Genomic DNA, 22626 nt, shown 5'->3' on the forward strand with positions numbered 1-22626 from the left:
GGCGGGGCGGCTCGGGCGGCGCGCCTCGCGAGTCAGGAGAACCCGTGAACCGATCCCGTACGGCCGCGTTACTCACCGCGGCCGTGACCCTCACCCTCGGCGCCGTCGCCCTGGCGTCCAACTCGGAGCCGGCTGCCGCGCACGGCGCGGCGATGACCCCGGGCAGCCGTACGTACCTGTGCTGGCAGGACGGCAAGAGCCAGACCGGCGAGATCAGGCCGAACAACCCGGCGTGCTCCGCCGCGGTGGCGCAGAGCGGGGCCAACTCGCTCTACAACTGGTTCAGCGTGCTGCGCTCCGACGCCGGCGGCCGGACCGTCGGCTTCATCCCCGACGGGCAGCTGTGCAGCGGCGGCAACCCCGGCTACCGCGGCTACGACCTGCCCCGCACGGACTGGCCGTTGACGCACCTGACCGCCGGTGCGCGGCTGGACTTCCGGTACAGCAACTGGGCGCACCACCCGGGCACCTTCTACTTCTACGTGACGAAGAACAGCTGGAGCCCGACCCGGGCGCTGGCCTGGAGCGACCTGGAGGAGCAGCCGTTCCTGACGGTGACCAACCCGCCGCAGCGCGGCGCGGTCGGCACCAACGACGGGCACTACTACTTCAGCGGCAACCTGCCCTCGGGCAAGAGCGGCCGGCACATCATCTACTCCCGCTGGGTGCGCTCGGACTCGCAGGAGAACTTCTTCGGCTGCTCCGACGTGACCTTCGACGGTGGCAACGGCCAGGTGACCGGTGTCGGTCCGGGCGGTACGCCGCCGCCGGACCCGACCACTCCCCCGCCGGACCCGACCACCCCGCCGCCGAACCCGACCACCCCGCCGCCCGGCGGTGAGTGCATGGCCGTCTACAAGGTCGTCAGCGCCTGGCAGGGTGGCTTCCAGGGCGAAGTCATGATCATGAACCACGGCAGTACGCCGTTCGCCGGCTGGACCGCGAGCTGGACCTGGCCCAGCGGGCAGTCGATCAGTCAGATCTGGAACGCCTCCCAGACGTCATCCGGCTCGTCGGTGACGGCCACCAACGTGGCGCACAACGGCACGGTCGCCCCGGAGGGCACGACAACCTTCGGCTTCCTGGCCAGCACCACAGGCACCAACACCCTCCCCACGGTCACCTGCGCCCGCCGCTGACCCCGCCCCCGCCCCGCTCCTGCCCGAAATGATCAAGAGGTTTGCGTCACCGGAACGTCTCCGGGTGACGCAAACCTCTTGATCAACAGGGTCTGGGAGGGTGGGCGGTTCGCGTCAGCGGACCATGGAACCCACGACCGGCTTGGTGAGCAGGGCGGACTGGTTGCGCTGGATGCCCGGGTCGAGGGTCTTGGCCACGAAGATGGCGTGCCAGATGCAGAAGATCAGCACGGTCCACACCTTGCGGGAGTGGTCGGCCTCCTCCCGCTTGTGCTCGTCGAGCAGCCGCAGCGCGTACGACAGGTCGAGCAGGTCGCCGGCACCCGAGGTGCTCAGCACGTGCCGGGCCCACTCGTACATCTCGCCGCGCAGCCACACCCGGGTGGGCGTCGGGAAGCCCAGCTTCTTGCGGTTGACGATGGCCGGCGGGACGACGCCCTGCAACGCCTGGCGCATCGCGTACTTGGTGGCGTCCGAGCGCGGCGGCAGCTTGAGGTCCACCGGGATCTTCGCCGCGACGTCGAACACCTCGCGGTCGAGGAACGGCACCCGCACCTCCAGCGAGTGGGACATCGAGATCCGGTCGGCCTTGACCAGGATGTCCCCGCGCAGCCAGGTGTAGAGGTCGACGTACTGCATCTTGGTGACGTCGTCCAGCTCGGTGCACTCGGCGTAGATCGGCGCGGTCACGTCGGTGTAGCGCACCGAGGGGTCGTAGCGGCGCATGAGCTGCTGCTTCTCCTCCTCGGTGAACATCCGGGCGTTGCCGTAGTAGCGCTCCTCGATCGGCGTGGTGCCGCGCTCCAGGAAGCTCTTGCCCTTGACCCCCTGCGGGATCGCCTTGGAGACCGCGCGCAGCCCCTTCTGCACCCCGCCGGGCAGGCCGTTGACGGTGCCGAGGGACAGCGGCTCGCGGTAGATCGTGTAGCCGCCGAAGAACTCGTCGGCGCCCTCACCGGAGAGCACCACGGTGACGTGCTCGGCGGCCTTCTTGGCCACGAAGTACAGCGGCACCAGCGCCGGGTCCGCCACCGGGTCGTCCAGGTGCCAGACGATCTTCGGCAGCGCGTCGATCATGTCCTGCGGACCGATCTTGGTCGGGATGGTGGTGACGTCCAGGTGCCGGGCCGACTCCTGCGCGACGTCGATCTCCGAATATCCCGGTACGTCGTAGCCGACGGTGAAGGTGAGGATGTTCGGGTTGAACTCACGGGCCAGCGCGACCACCGCGGTGGAGTCGATGCCGCTGGACAGGAACGAGCCGACCGGCACGTCGGAGCGCATGTGCATGCGCACGCTCTCCCGCAGCGTCTCCCGGATCTCGTGGTAGAGCTTCTGCTCGTCGTCGACCGCCGCCGGCCGGAACACCGGCCGGTACCAGCGGCGTACGTCGATCCGCCCGCCCGGGGTCCAGGTCAGGTACTCACCCGAGCCGATCCGGTTGATGCCCTTGTGCAGGGTGCCGGGCTCGGGGACGTACTGCAGGGTCAGGTAGTGGCTGAGGTTGGCCGCGTCGACGCCCGCGTCGCCCTGGTAGTTGCTGTGCGCGAACGGCAGCAGCGCCTTCTTCTCCGAGGCCAGGTAGAGCCCGTCGGCCGTCTCCAGGTAGTGCATCGGCTTGATGCCGAAGTAGTCGCGGGCGCCGAACGCGCGCCGCTCCTGCCGGTCCCAGATGACGAAGGCGAACATGCCGCGCAGCCGGGTGAGCACCTGCTCGCCCCAGAAGTGGTACCCGGCGACGATCACCTCGCCGTCACCGGCGGTGGCGAACTGGGCACCGAAGTTGCGGGCCAGCTCGTCGCGCAGCTCGATGTAGTTGTAGATCTCACCGTTGAAGGTGAGCAGGTAACGGCCGTTCGCGTAGGGCAGCGGCTCGTGGCTCGACGCGACGTCGATGATGGCGAGCCGCTTGTGGGCGAACACTCCGTCCGCGTACCGGCCGGAGGCGTCGCCGACCACCTCGACCCCTGTCTCGTCGGGGCCGCGGTGGTGCAGGCATTCCAACGCTCCGGCGATGTGGTCGCGGTGCGCGGCGGCGTTACCGTTCGCGCTGAAGAAGGCCAGGAGTCCGCACATGGTGGTCATCTTTCCACGTGCGCCGTCGGCCCGTCGCAGCCGTCCGTGGTTCCGGAGCGCTCCCGGCGGGCGCTGTCGCGAACCGCACGCGCGGTACCGTCGGGACCAGCAACGACGCGGAGGGAGCGGCGCAATGACCGAGGAACGCACCGACGGTACGCCGACGGACGGTACAGAATCGCACGATCCGGACTTCCCGGAGGCGTTCCTGTCCTTCATGCGGCAGGGCTGGCGGGACACCGCGCTTCCGGTCGCGCCCCGGCCGGAGGCGCCCAACTACGCCAAGCGGCGGGCCGCGCTCTCGGCGGCCTTCCCCGGCGAGACTCTGGTGATCCCGACCGGCACCGAGAAGGTCCGGGCCAACGACACCGACCACCCGTTCCGGCCGGGCAGTGACTTCACCTACCTCACCGGTGACCACGACCCGGACAGCGTGCTCGTGCTGCGCCCGAACGGCTCGGGGCACGACGCCACCCTGTACATGCGGCCCCGCTCGTCGCGGGAGACCGACGAGTTCTTCCGCAGCCGCCACGGCGAGCTGTGGGTGGGACGGCGGCACACGCTCGGCGAGAAGTCCACCGAGCTGGGCCTGCCCACCGCCGACCTGACCGGCCTGGAGGCGACGCTGGCCGACCTGGCACCGGGGCGTACCCGGGTGCTGCGCGGTTTCGACGCCCGGGTGGACGCGGCGATCCGCCCGTACGACGGGGTCCGCGCCGAGGGGCAGCCGCCCCGCGACCGGGAGCTGGCGATCGCCATCTCGGAGCAGAAGCTCGTCAAGGACGAGTGGGAGATCGGCCAGCTCCAGGACGCGATCGACGCCACGGTGCGTGGCTTCGAGGACGTGGCCCGGATCCTGCCGGCCGACCGGGCGGTCTCGGAGCGGCTGCTGGAGGGGATCTTCGCGCTGCGGGCCCGGCACGACGGCAACGACGTCGGGTACGGCTCGATCGTCGGCGCCGGCGAGCACGCCACGATCCTGCACTGGGTGCACAACCACGGCGCCACCCGTCCGGGTGAGCTGCTGTTGATGGACATGGGTGTCGAGGGACGCAACCTCTACACCGCCGACGTGACCCGGGTGCTGCCGGTCAGCGGCCGGTTCACCGCCCTGCAACGCCAGGTCTACGACATCGTGTACGCCTCGCAGCAGGCCGGCATCGAGGCCATCCGGCCCGGGGTGAAGTTCAAGGACGTCCACCTGACCTGCATGCGGGTGCTCGCCGAGGGCCTGGCCGAGCTGGGCCTGCTGCCGGTGAGCGTGGACGAGGCGATGGACGAGAAGTCGTCGGTCTACCGGCGGTGGACGCTGCACGGCTTCGGCCACATGCTCGGCATCGACGTGCACGACTGCTCCAACGCCCGCAAGGAGAACTACCGCGACGGCACGCTCGGTGAGGGCTACGTGCTCACCGTCGAGCCGGGGTTGTACTTCCAGCCGGAGGACGAGCTGGTCCCGGAGGAGCTGCGCGGCATCGGCGTGCGGATCGAGGACGACGTGCTGGTCACCTCGACCGGTGCGGTGAACCTGTCGGCCGGGCTGCCGCGCACCTCCGACGAGGTGGAGACCTGGCTGGCCGAGCAGCGCGAGGCGGGTCCCCGCCTGCCCGGCTGACCCGTACGCCCCACGACCCACGGCGGACCCCGCCGCGGGGCCGCGACGTTTCGACGTCCGCGTGCCCGGCGGCGGGGTCCGTCGGCGTTTGCGCTGGTCACACCCTTCCTGTCAACCCGGCCGCTCCCGGCGCGCCTGCCCTGACCTGAGGTGAATGCGCGGTTTTCTCGGATACGTCCGCATCGCGAAGATGGTTCTCATACGGTGGGGATCAGAGGCTGCAACCGATTTGTAGCTGGTCGTGGCGCCTGGTGCGGTGCGACCCCGTCTGGTAGCAGGAAAGGGCGGAAGGCTCTGATGTCCAACGACGTAACGACTACCGACGGCGGGGCCTCGACGGCTCCGCCGACACGGCGAAGGCGGGCGCTCTGGGTCGCCGGCGTGGCAGGGCTGACCGGTGTGGTCGGCCTGGCCGCCCTGGGCGGCGTGGCCGCCCGGGACGACAAGCCCACCTCCGACCGGGTCTCCGATGCCCAGTCGTCGACCAACCAGCAGAACGTCAGCGACGCCGGCGGCGCGGACGAGAACGCGGACGGCGCCAAGGAGAGCACCGGCCAGGATGACGAGTGGAGCGGCGACGACTGGAGTGGCTTCGAGGACCGGTCCGGCAAGGACGACAAGGGCGACGACAAGGGCCGCGACAAGGGCGACGACAAGGGTGACGACAAGGACCGTGGCAAGCAGGTCCCCTGCGACACCGACAAGCTGATCCAGGAGATCACGTTCGCCAACAACCGCGACGGCGGCGTGCTGGAGCTGGCCAAGGGCTGCACCTACAACCTGACCCGCAACGACTACGAGGGCAACGGCCTGCCGGTCATCACCGAGCGGATCACGCTCAAGGGCGAGCACACGACCATCGGCCGTGACGCCACCGCCGCCTACTTCCGGATCCTCAACGTCGGTCCGGGTGGGCACCTCACCCTCAAGGGCCTGAGCATCAAGGGTGGTCAGACCATCCAGCGGGCGATGAGCGTGGAGGCGGCGACGGTCTGGGCGCCGTACTCGCCCTCGGTCCGGACGACCGCGGCGGACCAACCGGCCAAGCCGGCCGCCACGGCGGCGGCGAAGCCGGGCGCTGCGGCGAAGCCCGCGGCGGCAGCGGCCAAGCCCGCGGCGGCAGCGAGCAAGCCGGCAGCCGCGACGAAGGCCAAGCCCACGGCGAAGCCCGCCACGACAGCAGCGAAGCCGGCAGCGGCTCCGGCCAAGCCCGCAGCGGCCGGGCCGGCGGCGGTACCGCTGGTGGAGGAGCCCGGATTCAACGACGGTGCCGGTGTGCTGGTGCAGCCCGGTGGCCGGGCGGAGATCCTGGACAGTGAGCTGCTCTACAACCAGTCCGGCGGCAACGGCGGCGGGTTGGCGAACTTCGGCACCACCAAGCTCAGCAAGACCACCGTGGCGCACAACACCGCCTTCTTCTTCGGTGGCGGCATCTTCAACGCCGGCGTGCTCCAGGTCGACGAGTCGAAGGTCAAGGACAACAACGCGATCATCGGCGGCGGCGGTATCGCCAACGGCGCCGCGGAGATCTTCACCGATGACGTCGACGGCGGCTCGGTCTGGGTCTACAAGAGCGAGGTCTCCGACAACCGGACGCTCGGCTTCGGCGGCGGCGTTCTCGACGTCGAGGGCACCACGACCCTGCACGAGACGACGGTCAGGAACAACACGGCGCTCCTCGCCGGCGGCGGCGTCGCGGTGGCCGACAGCCAGCTCACCCTCAAACACGCCACGGTGGCCGGGAACAGCACCGCCGGTGTGGGTGGCGGCCTGGCGGTCGCCTTCGACAGCACCGCGACCGTGGAGAACAGCGCGATCAAGGACAACACCGCCGGGTTCTTCGGCGCCGGCCTCTTCAACGAGGACAGCGTCACCACGCTGCGCGACAGCGAGGTGGTGGGCAACCGGGCCGTCGGTCCGTTCGCCCGCGGCGGCGGCATCTTCAACACCGAGGGAGGCGAGGTCACGCTCCACCGGACGAAGGTGGCGCACAACTTCTCCACCCTCCCGCCGGGGGGCATCTTCAACAGCCTCGGCGGCACCGTGACGCTGGACGACAAGTCCGCGGTCACCGCCAACCGCCCGACCAACTGCTTCAACGTTCCGGACTGCTTCGCCTGACCGGTGGGGCTGATCCACATAGAGGGTGCGCCCCTCCGTGCCGGTGACGGCTCGGAGGGGCGCACCCGTTTGTGCAGGTCAGAAGGGCCGACAGCCGGCTTGTGGGGATGCGTGCCCGGCCGGGGTGTCCGGGGGGTCCCGGCGGTACATGAACCGAATGTGGGCTTCTTTCGGATAAGCCGGCCAGGCGAGGAACATTCTCATACGGTGTTTTTGGGAGCTACAACCGATTTGTAGCAGGGGACGTCCGTCTGAGGGCGGCGACCCTGTCTGGTACGAGGAGAGGGCAGAGAGCTCCGATGTCCAACTACCTAACGAACAACGAAGCCTCCGGGCGGGCGACGGCCAAGCGCCGCCGCAAGCTCTGGCTCGCCAGTGGCGTAGCCGGATTGACGGGCGTGGTCAGTCTCGCGGCGGTGGGCGTCGCGGGCAGCGCCGGTGCGGTGAGCGGCCTGAACTGGAACACCGCCCAGGTCAGCAAGGACGGCGACCAGCGCGGGGACGAGGGTCGCGAGTGGGAGAAGGACCGGAACGAGGACCGGGACAAGGACCGGGACAAGGACCGGGACAAGGACCGGGACCACGAGCGCGGGAAGGAGGTGCCCTGCGACACCGACAAGCTGATCCAGGCGATCACGTTCGCCAACAGCAAGAACGGCGGTGTGCTGGAGTTGGCCAAGGGCTGCACCTACAACCTGACCCGCAACGAGGACGGCAACGGCCTGCCGGTGATCACCGAGCGGATCACCCTCAAGGGTGAGCACACGACGATCACCCGGGACGCCACGGCCGACTACTTCCGCATCCTCAACGTGGGCAGCGGTGGCCACCTCACCATCAAGGGCCTGACCATCAAGGGCGGCCAGACCCTCGAGCTGTACAACAGCGTCCAGCCGGCCGACGTCTGGGCGGCCTACTCGGACTCCGAGGCGATCGCGGCCCAGGTGAAGGCGGGCGTCCCGCTGAACCAGGCGCTCACCACGCGGCAGGCCAACCCGAAGGCGGGGCTGAAGGCCGCGCCCAAGGTCACGCCGAAGGCCACGCCGGGCGTCGTGACGCCGCTCGTCGAGGAGCCGGGTGACAACGACGGTGCCGGCATCCTGGTGCAGCCGGGCGGCTCCGCCGACATCCTGGAGTCCGAGGTCGTCCTCAACCAGTCGGGCGGCAACGGCGGTGGCGTGGCCAACTTCGGTACCACGAAGATCTGGCACAGCACCGTGGCCCGCAACACCGCCTTCTTCTTCGGTGGCGGCGTCTTCAACGCCGGCGTCCTCAAGGTCGAGGAGTCGAAGATCAAGGACAACGTCGCGATCATCGGCGGTGGCGGTATCTCGAACGGCGCCGCGGAGATCTTCACCGATGACATCGACGGCGGGACCGTCGAGCTGAAGAAGAGCGAGATCAGCGACAACAAGACGCTGGGCTTCGGCGGTGGCCTCCTCGACATCGAGGGCAACACCACCGCGTACGAGACCAAGTTCGTCTCGAACACCGCGGTCCTCGCTGGCGGCGGCATCGCCGCGGCGGAGAGCCAGATGAACCTGCACAACGTCACGGTGGAGAAGAACAGCACCGTCGGCGTGGGTGGTGGCCTGGCCATCGCCTTCGACAGCGCGGTCACCGTGGAGAAGAGCTCCATCAAGGACAACACCGCCGGGTTCTTCGGCGGCGGGGTCTTCAACGCCGACAGCGTCCTCACGCTGCGCGACAGCGAGGTCGTCGGTAACCGGGCCGTCGGCCCGATCGGGGTCGGCGGCGGCATCTTCAACATCTTCGGCGAGGTCAACCTGTCGAAGACGAAGGTCGCCCACAACTTCTCCACCTTCGCTCCGGGCGGTGTCTTCAGCTTCTTCGGAGAGGTGAACGTGGACGACAAGTCCGCGATCACCGCGAACCGTCCGACGAACTGCCTGGCCATCCCGGGCGGCACCGTCGAGAACTGCTTCGCCTGATCACCCTCGGGTGACGTGCGGCCGGTGACGGCGGCACGACGGCCAGCAGAGGCGAACCGGCCCCCTTCCGCAGCGCGCGGAAGGGGGCCGGTTCACGTCCGTTCCGTTCACTTCTGCACGAAGACCGCCACGCTGCGCGCCGGGACGGTGAAGGTGCCGGCCGCCCGGTCGAACGACGCCGTACGGAGCACCGGGTCGGCCGAGTTGACCAGCTCCGGGTGCAGTGCCACGTCCGCCCCGCGCAGACCGGTCAGGGTCTGCTTCGCCGCCGCCGGGGTGCTGTTGAAGACCACGGTGACCGACGTCCACGGGCCACCCAGCCCGCGGGCGTCCAGCGTCATCGTCAGCACACCCGGCGTCTCCGTCGCACCCGAGAGCGGGAACGCGACCCGCTGCTGCACCTGCGCGGCGGTGCTCAGCCCGAACACCGGCGAGGACGCCCGGATGCGCAGCAGTTCGGCGTACCGGGCGTTGGTGGTGTCGATGGCCGCGCAGTCCGGCACCAGCGCCCGGTCAGCCAGCAGCGGCTTCGCGTACGACCACTTGTCCTGGTTGTCCTGCGCCGGCGGCAGGCCGGCGCCGAACCCGTTGCCGCTGGCGCAGTCCCAGCGGATCTGGTTGAACCAGTCACCGGAGTTGTACGAGTTGCGGTCCAGCGACTTCGACCGCAGCCGCTCGGTGCCGGTGGTGACGAAACCGGTGCCCTGCCCCAGCACCACCGTGCCCAGCGCCAGCACCTGCATCCGGGAGCGGTCGGCCGCCGCGGTGGCCTGCGGCAGCTTGTACGCCAACGCGTCGTACAGGATCTCGTTGTCGTGCGCGTCGACGTAGGTGACGGCCTCCCCCGGTGCGGCCGTGTAGCCGGCCGGAGAGCCGTTGTAGTCCACCTGCGCGCCGGTGACCTGCCGTCCGGAGGAGTCGGTGAACCGGTACCCGCGCAGGTTGCCGGTGAGCCCCACCTTGATCAGGTCGTGGGCGTGCAGCAGCCGGGCCTTCTGTTCGGCCGTCGACCCGTTCACAGGGTCACCGTTGGGGTCGGTGTAGAGCCCGGAGGCGAAGCCCTGGACGCGCGGGTTGGCGTCGAACGGGCCGCCGCCGCGCACCGCGTCGCGCAGCCGGTCGTTGAAGGTGCCGATGCCGGTGCCGGCCATGTTGGCCTGGGTGGCCTGCACGAACCGGGCGTCGTTGGCGACCTCGCCGAAGTTCCAGCCCTCGCCGTACAGCAGGATCGCCTTGCCGTCGACGCCGTCGCGGGCCACGGTCAGCTTGTCCAGCGCCGCACGCACGGCCAGGATGTTCGCCTTCGGGTGGTGACCCATCAGGTCGAACCGGAAGCCGTCCACCTTGTACTGCCTGGCCCAGGTGACCAGCGAGTCGACGACCAGCTTGCCCATCATGGCGTGCTCGGGAGCGGTGTTGGCGCAGCAGGTGGAGTTGGCGACGGTGCCGTCCTCCAGCAGCCGGTGGTAGTAGCCGGGCACCACCTGGTCGAGCACCGACTTCGCGTCGGTGCCGGCCGCCGACGTGTGGTTGTAGACCACGTCCATGACGACCCGCAGGCCGGCGTCGTTCACCCCGGCGACCATCTGCCGGAACTCGGTGGTCCGCGCCGCGCCGGCCGGGTCGACCGCGTAGCCGCCCTCCGGCGCCGTGTAGTGCAACGGGTCGTAGCCCCAGTTGTAGCCATCGGCCTCGGCGACCGCCGCCACGCATTTCTGCTGCTCCTCGGAATCCGGCGGCAGCGCCGCCAGGTCGCAGGCCGGCTGGCGCTGGTCGGCCCGCTTCTCGGGGATGGTGGCGAAGTCGAACGCCGGCAGCAGGTGCAGGTGGGTGACGCCGGCCTCGCCGAGCTGCCGCAGGTGTGTCATGCCGGCGGTCTTCGGGTCGGTGAAGGCGAGGTAGGTCCCCCGCCGTCGCGCCGGCACGGTGTCGTCGGCGATGGAGAAGTCCCGCACCGACAGCTCGGAGACCTGCGCCTTCGCCGCCGGCACCGCCGCCGGCTTGCGCAGCGTCCGCCAGCCCGCCGGTGCCAGCGACGGGTCGTTCAGGTCGACCAGTTGGCTGTGCGTGGAGTCCGCCGCCAGGGCCACCGAGTACGGGTCGGTCACCGAGGCGGTGACCATCCGCTGCGCCGCCGGCTGCCACGCCCGCACCTCGTACCGGTAGTACTTCCCGGTCCAGGCGTGGCTGCCGCGCGCCGACCAGACCCCGGTGCGGTCGTCGCGGCGCATCGGCACCGTCGTCGGCTGCGCGGTGGGCGAGTCGAACAGTTGCAACGCCACCGTCCGGGCGGTCGGCGCCCACACCGCCAGGCTCGGCGTGCGGCCGGTGAACGTCGGCCCGAGGGTGGCGTCGGCGGCGCGGGCGTACACGTCGTCGAGCACACCGGGGATCTGCACGCCGGTCGCCGCGAGCAGCGCGCCCTCGGCGTCGCGTTCGGTGACCAGCAGCTGCCCGCGCAACGCCGCCGGCACCTTGGCCAGGTCCGCCCGCTCCAGCGTGAAGCTGCGGTACGACCACAGGTGCGGGAATGCCGTCCGCTGGGCCTCGGTGAGCCCGTTGCGCTGCGCCCGCAACGGCAACGTGGTGTACGTCCCGGTCAGCTCCCCGTCGGCCACGGTGACCCCACCGTTCGGCGCGGCGACCAGCGCGTACGTCCTGCCGTCGGTCAGCCCGGTCTGCCACGCCACGGTGGACCGGTCGATCCAGTGCGCCTTCTGCTTGCCGATGTCGGTGTCCCGGCCGGCGCCGGTGGTGGTGGTCGGCAGCAGCCGGCCCGGGGTGGCGGCCAACAGCCACACCTCCCGGCCCGCGCTGGCGAAGTCAAGCCGCTGGTCGTCCGGCAGGTCCTTGGCGTCGCCGTTGTGGATGATGTAGTTCAGCCCGGTGGCCCCGGCCGCCAGCGGCACCCGGAACACCGCACCGAACGCGTCGGTGGAGGTGGGCTTGAACGGCGCCGACCACTCCGTCGGGTTCGCCGCGCCGTCCCACAGGTGCAGGCCCCAGCCGTCGTAGTTGCCGTCGGCCCGCCGGTAGTGGATCACCGCGGTGCCCTCCTCGACCGGCGGTGCCGGCTCACCGGTGGCTGCCTGGCGGGTCGGGTAGACCGCCGGGTCGCCCTGCTTGAGCCAGACCTCGCCGGTGGACGTGACGTCGATGCTGCGGTCCGCGCCGACGTCCTTGGTGCCGTTCCTGTCGACCACCACGAAGCCCACCGACCTCGCGCCCGGCTTGAGCTTCACCCAGGCGAACCGGCCGTACGAGTCCTCCCCGGCGAACGGCTGTCCCTTGGGCCACTCGGTGACGTACGCCGGGTCGATGTCACCCCAGGCGTACAGCCCCCAGTCGTCGTACCCACCGGCGGGGCGCTGGTAGTGCACGACCGCCCACTCCCGGGACCCGCCCTGCGCCGGAGTGCCCACGATCGCGGTGGACCGGGCGGTCGCGGTGCGGCCCCGCCCGTCGCGGACCACCGCCTTGTACTCCACCGGCGTCCCGCCGGCCAGCCCGGTCAGGTCGTGCTGCACCGTGTACGGCGCGTGGTCGGCGCTGCCCAGCAGCGTCCACCGACCGCCGGCGACCCGGGCCGCGACCGTGACGGTGGCCAGCGGATCCCCGGTGACCTGGGCGGTGACCGCCGCCCGGGTGGCCACCAGCGCGTCGGGGGCGGGGCTGGTGATCCGGACGGTCGGCGTGCCGGCCGGCCGGGCGATGGGCGTACCCGCCCGCTGCACCACCGCCGACAGCGGCGGCACGGTCAGGGTCAGCCTGCCGTCAGCGCCCGCGTTCGCGGCGCCGGACGATCCGTAGATGCCGGTGAACGTGGCGCCGGCCGACCAGGTGTCCACGGTGACAGTCTGCGCGGTGTCGGCGTTGTTCACCGCCACGACGTACTCCGTGCGATCGGAGGCGGCGACCCGGGAGGCGGCGAAGACGCCCGGCCCGTCGGCGGCGTACCGGGTGACCTGCACGCCGTCGCGCAACCCGGGGTGCGCCTGGCGCAGCCGGCCCAGCTCGGCGATGGTCCGGTACAGCGGGTGGGCCGGGTCGAACTGGTCACTGGCGTGGGTGCGGTCGGTGCCGAGCAGGTCGTCGTCGAGGTAGTCGGGGACCTTCGACGCGAACATGTCCTGCCGGGCGTCCTTGTCCCCACCGGGGCCGGTGAAACCCTGCTCGTCGCCGGAGTAGACCACCGGCTGGCCACGGGTCAGGAACATCAACTGGTGGGCGAGCTGGTCGCGGCGCAGGTGACTTGCCGGGTCGGTGCCGCCGCCGGCGATGAACGAGCCGATCCGCCCCATGTCGTGGTTGCCGAGGAAGGTGGTCAGCCGGCCGGCGTCGGTGTCCCGGGCGGCGTAGAGGTCGTCGCGGGCGTACACGTCGGCCAGCGCCTTCGCCGAACCGGCGCCGGCGGTGTAACCGCGCGCGGCCTCCTGGAAGGCGAAGTCCAGGGTGGCCGGCAGGCCACCCTGCCGGACGTAGCTGGAACTGACCTCCGGGTCGGCGCTGTACACCTCGCCGAACATGAAGAAGTCCTTCTTGCCGGCCTTCTCGGCGGCCCGCTCGATGCCCCGGCTGAACTGCGGCCAGAAGTCCATGTTGACGTGCTTGACGGTGTCCAGCCGGAACCCGTCGACACCGGTGCTGCCGATCCAGTCCCCGTACGCCCTGGTCAGGCCCTGGACCACCTCGGGGCGCTCGGTCCACAGGTCGTCGAGGCCGAAGAAGTCGCCGTACTCGCTGTTCTCACCGGCGAAGGTGGAGTCGCCCCGGTTGTGGTACATGGTGGCGTCGTTCAGCCAGGCCGGGACCTTGACCGTGGCGTCCTTCGGCTCGTCGAACATCGGGGTGTAGGGGAACGAGCCCTGGTTCACCGGCGGGAAGGCGCGGCTGCCGTCGGCGTAGTTGCGGTCCTCGAACGCCCGCCCCTGCGCGTCGGTGTACGGCGAGGTGGCCTTGTCCACGTAGGCGTACGTGTCCTCGGCGTACTTGATGACGTCGGCGGTGTGGTTGACGATCACGTCGAGGTAGATCTTGACGCCGCGCTGGTGGGCGAGCTTGACCAGCCGCTTCATCTCCTCGTTCGTGCCGAAGTGCGGGTCCACCTGCGTGAAGTCCGTGATCCAGTAGCCGTGGTAGCCCGCCGAGATGTCGGCCCCCGCGCCCTGCACCGGCCGGTTCTTGAAGATCGGGGCGAGCCAGATGGCCGTGGTGCCCATCCCCTGGATGTAGTCCAGCTTGTCGATGACGCCCTTGAGATCGCCGCCGTGGTAGAAGCCCTTGTCCGTCGGGTCGAGCCCGGTACGCAGCCGGTCACCGGCGAGGCCGCCCCGGTCGTTGCGCGGGTCGCCGTTGGCGAACCGGTCCGGCAGGACGAAGTAGAACTGCTCGGCGCGGGCGGTGTCGCCGCCGGCCTTCAGCAGCGCCTCGGCGGTGGGCTCGTCGTTCCACTGCGCCGCGCCGGCGGTCGCCAACGGGTCGGTGCCAGACGGGCGGGGGGCCGCCGCGGCGTCCGCCTGGTGCACGGCGACCGGAGTGCCGACGAGCGTGAGAGTGAGCAGGGAGACGAGGGCCAGCAGGGCGGTGCGCGGTATCGGCGGGGGTTTCATCGACGCCTTCCTCTGGTCGCGGATTGGCCGCACGCTAACCCTTGCCGAAACATTCTGCAATACCTTGCAAACATGGTGGCAACAAAGCAGCTTCCTTGCGAAAGCATGCGCCTCACCTGGTGACCGTCCCGATCAGAACCCCGTGCAGCGCACCCCGTCGACCGTGCACCCCTGCGGACGGGTCGACGCCCTCTCCACGTGGAACCGCAGCGCCGCCGAGCCACCCGCCGGCACGTCCACCCCACTGACATACGTGAAGCCGCCACCGTCGGCAGGCCGCACCGTCCCCTGTGGCACACCCTCCACCCAGGTGGTCACCAGCCGCCCGCCCGAGAAATCCAGCCGCACCGTCCAACCCCGGGCCCCGCCGGACGCGTTGACGATCAGCACCTCGCCGATGAAACCCCCGTCGAAGCTCTGCACGACCCGGTACCGACCACTCATCCCCGTCGGAGGCTCCGGCGCCCGCGTCGGCGGCCGCGACGACGTCGGCCCGGCAGCCGGCGTTCGCGACCCGGCCGCGACGCTCGACGGCAGCCCGCTCGCGCGCGGCGACAGCCCGGGCAGCAACGGCGGCGCCGACGACCTCGGCGACGCCGGCGTCGAGACAGTCGGCGGGACCGGCGCCTGCGGCAGCGGCACCGCCGACGGCAGCGCCGATGCGCCCTCCGGCGCGGGACTACGCCCCCGGTACGCACCCAGAGCCACGAAGAGCAGCACGACCATCACGACGACGCCGGCGCACACCACGATCCAGGGCGACGACGTGATGGCGATCGGACCGCGAGACTGGCGCGCGGCGCGACGCATGCCGGACATGGACCTCCCTCAGCGGGCCGTCCGAGCAGCGTAGCGACCAGCGCCCGGAAGCGCCGCCGACACACACACCGCCCCGGGCCACACGCTCAACCCACCTGGCAGTCGACCCCGTTGATCGTGCACCGCACCGGCCGCTCCGCCGACTCGCCCCAGCCCACCCGCAACCGCAACGTCCGAGAGTCACCCTGGTCCAGCGAACGGGTGCCCTGCAGCACGAACTCACCGTTTCCACGCGACCACACCGAGACCCCCGAGTCGTCACCGACGCGCAGGGCACGGATGTCCTCGTCGAACGTCAACTCCACCCGCCACTGGACCGACTGCCCCGACGTGTTGCTGATCGACAGCACCGCCGCGGTCCCGTCCCAGCCATCCGTACCGACCTGGTACCGGGCGGCGACCGGGTCACCCGCCGGTCCCAGCGGCACCGCCGGCGGCGCGGAAGAACTCGTCCGCGCGGGAGCCGGCGAGCCGGTGGTCGGCCGCGGCGACGGCGTCCGGCTGCTGCGCGACGGCCGCGGCGAGGCCGAGCGCCGCTCCGCGCCGGGGGTCGGCGTCGCGCTCGGCGACACGACCGCCGGCGCCGTCGGCAGGAACACCGGCGGCGCGGCCGCCGGCATGCCCTCCCGCTCCCGGGTACGGAACGACAGCAGCGCGACCACCAGCAGCACCACCAGCACGCACACGCCGAGCAACACCACGATCCACGGCACCGAAGCCAGCACCCGCGTCGCGGTAGGCGCACCTGCCGCGCCGTCCGGCCGCACCGCCATCAGGTCTCCCCTCGTCCCCCCGCCGACGCGCCAGCGTAGCCAGCACCGGCCAGAACGGAAATCGGGCGGGTACGGATCGGGCCGACCGGCCGGCCCGGACCGGAAAACGGCCCGCCCGCGCGGACGGTCCCGCCGGTCAGGCCGTCCGGACGACCGTGCAGATGACCGGCCCGTCGTCCGTGGTGCGCAGCAGGTAGCGGTACCGCTCCCCCGGCACCGCACGCCCCCGACTGTCCAGGAACTCCCACTCCACCGCCACCATCGTCAGCAGCGCGGACATCGGCTGCACATCCTCGATCAGGGCGTGCGCCGCCACCAACTCCCGGTCCTGGTAGTCGGGCGCCGCACCCACGAACGACAAGGCCACCGCCGCCGGCGTGGTGAACGAGAAGCTGTACGTGTCGGCCACCACCAGACCCGGCAGGGCGTAACAACCGGCGATGGCCGGCAGGTCGCCGCAGGTCAACGCCACGCCGTACCGGTCGAAGAAGTCGGCCAGCGTGTCGAGATCGGTGGAGGCACTCACGGCGACAGCAATTGCCGGTCACCGCCCCGGCCAAACCTCACCGCGGCGGAACCAGGACCTCGATCTCCGCACCCAGCCCGGCACCCCCGGCCAGACCGAGGTCGTCCCCACTCCAGAAACGCCCCGGGTCGTACCAGTTCGGACGCCGGCCGGCGGGCAGCAGCCCCATCGCCTCGTACGTCACCGCCACCACCTCGGCGCAGTACGCCGTCTCCAGCGCCCGGTCCCGAGCCCCCGGCGATGTCACCGGCGTCGACGGCGATGCGGGCCGACCGGGACGCGGCAGCGCCGGCACCCGACCCCGCACCCACCGCCAGGCCAACTGGGCGGTGGACGGAAACGGTGTGCCGTCCAACCGCGCGACCGTCCGCAGCACCGCCCGCTCCATCTCCCCGTCCGCCGGCGGGTCGAGCTGCCGCAGCCAGGCCCGCTGGCCGTACCGGTTGGCCCAGACGCACACCGCGTCCCGCAGGTCGTGCAACTGCACCCCGCGCTGATGGCTGCCCGACCACAGGTCCGGCAACGACCTGCCCAACTCCGCGTGCCACATCAGCGGCGGCATGTCGTCCAGCACCACCGCCATGCCGACGTGGTTGACCGGGCTGTTGGTGGTGAACTGGATCGCCCGGTCCGGCACGCTACGGCCCCGGAACACCCACACGTCGCCGGTGCGGGTCAACTCGACCGCCTCATCCAGGCTGATGCTCATGAGGGTCTACCCTAGGCCGATGCGGCAACGGATGCGGTGGTGGAAGGTCCTGGGGCTCGCCGGCCTCGCCGGGGTCGCGGCCTCCGGCGTGGTCATCGCGCGGGCCGAACGGCGCCGCCGCGCGTACACCCCCGAGGAGATCCGGCAGCGACTGCTGGAGCGGCACGCCCAGGCCAGCGACGCCGCGAAGCCGGCCGACCCCGCCTGACCACCCGCTCCCGACGCTCCCCCGTGGACACGACGGGACAGTTGGGCGGGCTGATGATCGATATTCTCGGCGCATGACGACGCCCGTCGCACAACGACCCTTCGTCCTGTCAGCCCCCGCCGCGCCGGTCGAACGGCACGGCAACGTCGATCTCCACCTACCCGCCGGCACCGGTCCCGCGCCCGCCGTCGTGATCGTGCACGGCGCCCCGCTGCCCCCTGACGTGCCCGATCCCCGCGACTGGATGCTCTACCGCGGCTACGGCGCGCTGCTCGCCGAGCGCGGCCTGGTCGCCGCGCTGATCAGCTACCAGGTGGCCGACCTGTCGGCGCTGCCCGCCACGGCCGACGACATCGCCGCCATGGTCGAGCAGGTCCGCGCCGACCCCCGGGTCGACCCGGACCGGGTGGTGCTCTGGTTCTTCTCCGGCGGGGGCCTCTTCGCGGCCGACTGGCTCCGGGTCCCACCGCCGTGGCTGCGCGGGATCGCGCTGACCTACCCGCTGCTCATCCCGCTGCCCGGCTGGGAGATCGACCCGAGGTTCCTGCCCGTCGACGCGCTCGGCTCGGGCGCCGATGTCCCGCTGGTGCTGACCCGCGCCGGGCGGGACATACCCCCCGTCCTGGCCGGCATCGAGGCGTTCCTCGCCGCGGCCACCACCCACGGCCGGCCCGTGCAGGTCATCGAGGTGCCGGACGGGCAGCACAGCTTCGACATCCTCGACCACACGCCGCAGTCCGAGACGGCCGTCCTGGCCGCCCGGGACGCGGTCCTGGACCTGCTCGACGCCGGCTGACCCCCCGTCGGCCGGGGTCGCCAAGGCTCCTGACCAGGCACCACTCGGGCTTCCGCCGTCGGCGCACCAGATTGGGGATCTCGCGCACCCGACGCTCACCAACGTACGACGATCGTCACAGGGCCGATCGACGGTGGAGGTGAGAGGTGCGCAGCAGACGTCGGGGTGCCCGACCGGCGGAGAGCGCGCTGCGGGAAGGCCGGGACGCCTACGACCGGCTTCGTACCTACCTCATCGTCGCGGTGCAGGCGGGGCTGGCCGCCGGGTTGGCGTGGTTCATCGCGAGCGACGTGCTGCACAATCCGCAGCCGCTGTTCGCGCCCGCCGCCGCGGTCGGCACGATCGCGGCGGCCATCGGCAACCGGGCCAGGCGCACCGTGGAACTCCTCGCCGGCGTGATCCTGGGCGTGCTGATCGGGGACGGGATCATACGGTTCATCGGGGCAGGACCGATACAGACCGGGTTGGTCGTGGCATTGACGATTTCGGCGGCAGCCCTGTTCCGAGGCACCGGCGCCGTCATGGTGCAGGCGGGAAGCACCGCCGTCCTGCTGGGAACGGTGTCTCCGGAAAGGCCGGATCTGGCCGTGCCGCGGACGGCGAACGCGCTGGTCGGTGTCCTGGTGGCCATCGTCGTGGCCTTGCTGATCCTGCCGCTCAATCCGGTGCGGATCGTCCACCGCGCCGCCGGTCCGGCAGTCGATGCCATCGCCCGTGAAATGACCGCCACCGCCGACGCGCTGACCCGCCGCGACGTCCGGCAGGCCGAGGAGGCACTGCAACGACTGCGTACGGCGGAGGCGGCACGACGCAACACGACAGAGATGGTCGCCGCGGCATGCGAGGTCGCGCGACTCTCACCGTGGCGAAGACGACGGCTGGGCATCATGCGCCGGTACGAGCACGCGGCCGAACACCTTGAACTCGCCTACACCAACAGCCGCGAGATGGTGCAGTGGGCCGTGTCGGCCATTCGCGCCCGAGAGCCGCTGCCGGCTGGCCTTCCGACAGCGATCGAGCACTTCGGCCAGGCGTTCAGGCTCCTGCATCGTGACTTCCTCGCCGGACGGGAGCCGGATCGCGCCCGGGAGCGAGCGCTGCGGGCGATCGATGACGTCGACGAGGCATGCGCCGAGGGTGTCGAGTTCACCGGGGCTGTCGTCGTCACACAACTGCGCGTTGTCATCAGCCAACTGCTCCAGGTGTCCGGGCTCCCCCGGAGCGAGGCGAATCAGCAGGCGGGTTTGAACGCCGACGTCTGACCGATGCACCAGCGGTCGTGCTGTGCGCCATGGATCGCGCCGTTCAGGGCAGCGGGCCGTCGGTTTCCGCAGTCGCGCTGAGACGATCCCGGATCAGCGCGATCACGGTGTCGGCTGTCCGGTCGAGGTGACTGCGGCCATCGGGTAGCCGGGCCTCCGGGCTGATGTAGCTGCGCGGACCGACGTGGGTGGCCGGGTCGAGCCAGTGCTCGGTGATCTTCCCCTCGCGATCGGCCCTGTTCCAACCGCTTCCGCGGAACAGCCGCCACCGCTGCGGGAACAACCAGGTGCCGACCCGCTCGATGCGGTCGCCGGCACTGGTGAGCCGGTCGAGGTGCTGCGCGCGGCTGATGTCGTTGGCGCCGTTGTGGAACCCGCCCAGAGTGATCAGCCAGATCGGGGAGCGCAGCTGGGACCACAGTTCGTCCACCGCGCCGGTGGCGACCTGGGCGCCGCCGCTGTAACTGAGCATCACCACGGGGATACCGCTGTCGGGCTGGTAACCGGCGAGCCGAAGCTCGGTGGCGATCTGCGAGCCGACGGCGCGGTTGTACAGGGGACGGTACCGGCGGTCGGCGGCGACGAAGGTCTGCATCACGTTGTGCAGGAACAGCACCAGCCCGATGTGGCGGCGCAGCCACGACCACACCGGCCGGTCGGCCAGCGGAAGGGCCAGCGGGGAGTAGGGCTGCACCTGGCCCAGCACCCTGAGCTCCGGCGCTCCGGCGATCAGGGACTTCACCAGTCGGCCGCCGTCGCGGGTGTCGTGGAAGCGGCGTTTCCCGATGCCGTCCAGATAGACCAGGTACGCGTCCGGTGGGCGGTCCGGGTCCGCGCCCCGGGCGGGGAGGGCGCCCGCGGGGCGTGCGATGGTGGGAGTGCGCCAGCCCGCGGCATAGACCAGCACCTCGTAGCGGGCGAGCAGAGCTTCGGCGAGCAGGACAGGTCCGATCCCGCCGAGCAGCAGCAGGAGCACCAGCTCGGTCACGTGAGGGGCTCCGGTGCTCGTGTCGTGTTGAGCCTCACCACCAGGCGGCGGACGCCTTCGACGGCAACGCCGAGGCCGACCCCCGCGACGGCCACGCAGCCGACGGCGTCCCACCAGCCGAGCCCGGCCACCGTGGCGAGTGAGGCGGCGAGACCAGCCCCCACTCCCAGCATGAGCACGAAGTGCAGCAGCGGCCCGAGCAGCGGGAACGCGAGGACTGCGGCAAGCAGCAGCGGAGCGGCCAGGCCTGGTGTCCAGACCAACGCGGCTCCATGGGACGGCACGGCGGGCAGCACCATCTCGGCGAGTGCCCACGCGGACAGCGGCCAGAGCGCGAATACCGCGCCGTCGACCACGGCGCCGGCCAGCAGCAACCCGAACACCCTGACGTGCGACACGCCAGACAGGCGGGCCACCACGGGCAGGAGACGGCCGGCGGCCTCGGACAGCCCAGCGAACAGCAGCAGGATGACGACGACGGGGGACATCGGTCAGCCCTGCGGCGGCAGATCGGCAGAGACCGGCTGAGCGACCCGGCCGGTCTGCTGCACATAGCGCTCGAGTTCGTCGGCGGCGCGCGAATAGCCGCCCGCCTGACGCTGGGCGACCCGCAAGGTGCTCGCGGCGTCACGGAATCGGGGCTCGTCGAGCAGGCGCTGGGCGAGGGCGCGCACGACCTCCACGCTGACGTCCTCGGTGCGGACGGCGAGCCCGGCATCGAGCTCGACGACGCGGGAGGCCACCAACGACTGGTCAGCGCCCTGCGGGACCACCAGCATCGGTACGCCGGCGTACAGGGCCTCGTTGACGCTGTTCACCCCGCCGTGGGTGACGAACAGCGCCGCGCGGGCCAGCACCTCCAACTGCGGTACGGAGCGGTGCGCGATCACGTTGGCCGGCAGCGGGCCGAGCGCGGCGGGATCGGTCTGTCCGGTGGAGACGATCACGGTGCCACCCAGCGGGGCGAGCGCGTTGGCGAAGGCACGGAGCAGCCCCGGGTCGGCGCCGAACACCGTGCCCAGCGAGGCGTAGAGCACCGGGTCCCGCAGCCGATCGACCGGGAACGACGAGTCGGCCTGGCGGGCGCCGATGCTCGGCCCGACGAACCGGTAGGACTCGTCGAAGGTGTCGGCCTCGGGGTGGAACTCCCGGGAGGTGTAGACCAGGTTGAGCGGCTGACGGATGTTGGCCAGGTCGACCAGGGGCACCGCATCCGTGTCGTACCGTCGGCGGAGCTTCCAGCGCGACGTCAGGTATCTCCCGGTGGGACGGGGATGGACCGCCGCTGCGGCGAGCAGCTCCCAGGAGCCGTGGGTGGGGCTGGGCAGGTGCCGGTTGAACGCGAACGTGGTGAACGACGACGCCGCCGGCACGCCGAGTTCCCGGGCGGCAACCGGCCCCCACAGGCAGAGGGAGTCGTGGACGACCAGATCGGGACGGGAGCCGCGCAGATCGGTGAGGACGGCGGGCAGCACGCGTACGGCGGTGCGCGCGAGCTGTTCCATCACCGTGACGGGCGTCGGCGGGCCGGAGAGTGGTACGTCATCCCCGCGGTAGGGGAACACCCGCGCGCCGGTGGCCGCGATCTGCTCGGCGTAGGCCGGTGTCGTGTGGTAGGTGACGGAGTGGCCCCGACGAACAAGCTCCGCCACGACCGGCAGCGTGGGGTTGACATGCCCGTGCATGGCGATGTTGAGGAATGCGACTGCGCTCATCGACCGACCCCGGACAGGGAGGGAGTCAGTGCCCGGCAACATGCAGCGATCATGATCCGCCTTTCTCGGTCACAGCGTAAACGCTGCCGGATGGCAGCCGCGTACCAGACCAAATACTCATTCGCGGCGGGCGGGCGGCGGTCCGCCACCGGGATCTGAGAGTTCGTCCGGCGACCGGACCGCCTCGACATCCTGGTCACCAACGCCGTGTCGGTGGCGTCTGGGCCCGGACGAGTCGGATGTCCGGTTCGGCTGTCACCGGGCCGCCCCCGGTGTCCGGTTGTGGGGCCGGCGTCCCGTGGGCGGGGCCACCCTGGC

17 protein-coding genes are annotated in these 22626 nt (G+C 71.1%); 8 read left to right on the plus strand and 9 right to left on the minus strand.

All coding sequences use genetic code 11. The features are described from left to right. Positions 1 to 44: 44 nt before the first annotated feature. Entirely contained in the window at positions 45 to 1139 is a 1095-nt protein-coding gene (locus tag M8C17_RS30215; protein ID WP_252419985.1) for a lytic polysaccharide monooxygenase, read from the plus strand. A gap of 114 nt (positions 1140 to 1253) precedes the next feature. Here the strand turns inward: M8C17_RS30215 and asnB are convergent, their stop codons facing one another. Then, complete coding sequence (asnB, locus tag M8C17_RS30220; protein WP_252419986.1) at positions 1254 to 3215, minus strand: asparagine synthase (glutamine-hydrolyzing); 1962 nt, start codon at positions 3213 to 3215, stop codon at positions 1254 to 1256. 133 nt (positions 3216 to 3348) lie between these two features. On the opposite strand from asnB, the gene M8C17_RS30225 reads away from it, so the two are divergent. From M8C17_RS30225 to M8C17_RS30235, 3 genes are all read left to right on the plus strand, one after another. Further along, a complete protein-coding gene (locus tag M8C17_RS30225) occupies positions 3349 to 4830 on the plus strand; it encodes an aminopeptidase P family protein (protein ID WP_252419987.1) in 1482 nt (493 codons plus the stop codon). Between the two features lie 381 nt (positions 4831 to 5211). Next, on the plus strand, positions 5212 to 6951 hold the full coding sequence (locus M8C17_RS30230; protein WP_374559653.1) for a right-handed parallel beta-helix repeat-containing protein: 1740 nt from the start codon (positions 5212 to 5214) through the stop codon (positions 6949 to 6951). Positions 6952 to 7250: 299 nt separating this feature from the next. Next, positions 7251 to 8903, plus strand: a complete 1653-nt coding sequence (locus M8C17_RS30235) for a hypothetical protein (protein ID WP_252419989.1) — start codon at positions 7251 to 7253, stop codon at positions 8901 to 8903. Between the two features lie 107 nt (positions 8904 to 9010). Here M8C17_RS30235 and pulA read toward each other — a convergent pair whose 3' ends face one another. Continuing rightward, positions 9011 to 14512 carry a pullulanase-type alpha-1,6-glucosidase gene (gene pulA, locus M8C17_RS30240; RefSeq protein ID WP_252419990.1) on the minus strand — a complete coding sequence of 1834 codons (5502 nt, stop codon included), beginning with the start codon at positions 14510 to 14512 and terminating at the stop codon, positions 9011 to 9013. Positions 14513 to 14644: 132 nt separating this feature from the next. Then, complete coding sequence (locus M8C17_RS30245) at positions 14645 to 14935, minus strand: cellulose binding domain-containing protein (RefSeq protein ID WP_252419991.1); 291 nt, start codon at positions 14933 to 14935, stop codon at positions 14645 to 14647. Between M8C17_RS30245 and M8C17_RS30250 the strand changes: the two genes are divergently transcribed. Next, positions 14910 to 15365, plus strand: coding sequence for a hypothetical protein (locus M8C17_RS30250; RefSeq protein WP_252419992.1), 456 nt, complete (start codon positions 14910 to 14912; stop codon positions 15363 to 15365). The two genes, M8C17_RS30245 and M8C17_RS30250, sit on opposite strands and share 26 nt — an antisense overlap. Before the next feature lie 52 nt (positions 15366 to 15417). Here M8C17_RS30250 and M8C17_RS30255 read toward each other — a convergent pair whose 3' ends face one another. From M8C17_RS30255 to M8C17_RS30265, 3 genes are all read right to left on the minus strand, one after another. Then, positions 15418 to 16104 carry a hypothetical protein gene (locus tag M8C17_RS30255; RefSeq protein WP_252419993.1) on the minus strand — a complete coding sequence of 229 codons (687 nt, stop codon included), beginning with the start codon at positions 16102 to 16104 and terminating at the stop codon, positions 15418 to 15420. A gap of 136 nt (positions 16105 to 16240) precedes the next feature. Beyond that, positions 16241 to 16630: a hypothetical protein gene (locus tag M8C17_RS30260; protein ID WP_252419994.1), complete on the minus strand. Its 390-nt coding sequence runs from the start codon at positions 16628 to 16630 to the stop codon at positions 16241 to 16243. 37 nt (positions 16631 to 16667) lie between these two features. Then, entirely contained in the window at positions 16668 to 17339 is a 672-nt protein-coding gene (locus M8C17_RS30265) for a hypothetical protein (protein ID WP_252419995.1), read from the minus strand. 19 nt (positions 17340 to 17358) lie between these two features. Between M8C17_RS30265 and M8C17_RS30270 the strand changes: the two genes are divergently transcribed. The 3 genes from M8C17_RS30270 (at position 17359) to M8C17_RS30280 (ending at position 19605) form a co-directional block, all read left to right on the plus strand. Next, positions 17359 to 17547 carry a hypothetical protein gene (locus M8C17_RS30270; protein WP_252419996.1) on the plus strand — a complete coding sequence of 63 codons (189 nt, stop codon included), beginning with the start codon at positions 17359 to 17361 and terminating at the stop codon, positions 17545 to 17547. Positions 17548 to 17620: 73 nt separating this feature from the next. Next, positions 17621 to 18343 carry a dienelactone hydrolase family protein gene (locus M8C17_RS30275; protein ID WP_252419997.1) on the plus strand — a complete coding sequence of 241 codons (723 nt, stop codon included), beginning with the start codon at positions 17621 to 17623 and terminating at the stop codon, positions 18341 to 18343. Positions 18344 to 18489: 146 nt separating this feature from the next. Further along, positions 18490 to 19605, plus strand: coding sequence for an aromatic acid exporter family protein (locus M8C17_RS30280; protein WP_252419998.1), 1116 nt, complete (start codon positions 18490 to 18492; stop codon positions 19603 to 19605). A gap of 43 nt (positions 19606 to 19648) precedes the next feature. On the opposite strand, the gene M8C17_RS30285 is transcribed toward M8C17_RS30280, so the two are convergent. The 3 genes from M8C17_RS30285 to M8C17_RS30295 are packed head-to-tail and all read right to left on the minus strand — an operon-like array spanning position 19649 to position 22308. Then, positions 19649 to 20593 carry a hypothetical protein gene (locus M8C17_RS30285; RefSeq protein WP_252419999.1) on the minus strand — a complete coding sequence of 315 codons (945 nt, stop codon included), beginning with the start codon at positions 20591 to 20593 and terminating at the stop codon, positions 19649 to 19651. After that, the gene (locus M8C17_RS30290; protein WP_252420000.1) at positions 20590 to 21081 is read right to left on the minus strand and encodes a hypothetical protein; all 492 of its coding nucleotides are present in this window, start codon (positions 21079 to 21081) and stop codon (positions 20590 to 20592) included. The genes M8C17_RS30285 and M8C17_RS30290 overlap by 4 nt, the downstream gene beginning before the upstream one ends. Before the next feature lie 3 nt (positions 21082 to 21084). Continuing rightward, positions 21085 to 22308 (minus strand): macrolide family glycosyltransferase, encoded by a 1224-nt coding sequence (locus M8C17_RS30295; RefSeq protein ID WP_252420001.1) that lies wholly within the window; start codon positions 22306 to 22308, stop codon positions 21085 to 21087. Positions 22309 to 22626 lie beyond the last annotated feature (318 nt).

It is taken from the genome of Micromonospora sp. RHAY321 (assembly GCF_023896955.1).
In the GTDB taxonomy this organism is placed as follows: domain Bacteria; phylum Actinomycetota; class Actinomycetes; order Mycobacteriales; family Micromonosporaceae; genus Micromonospora.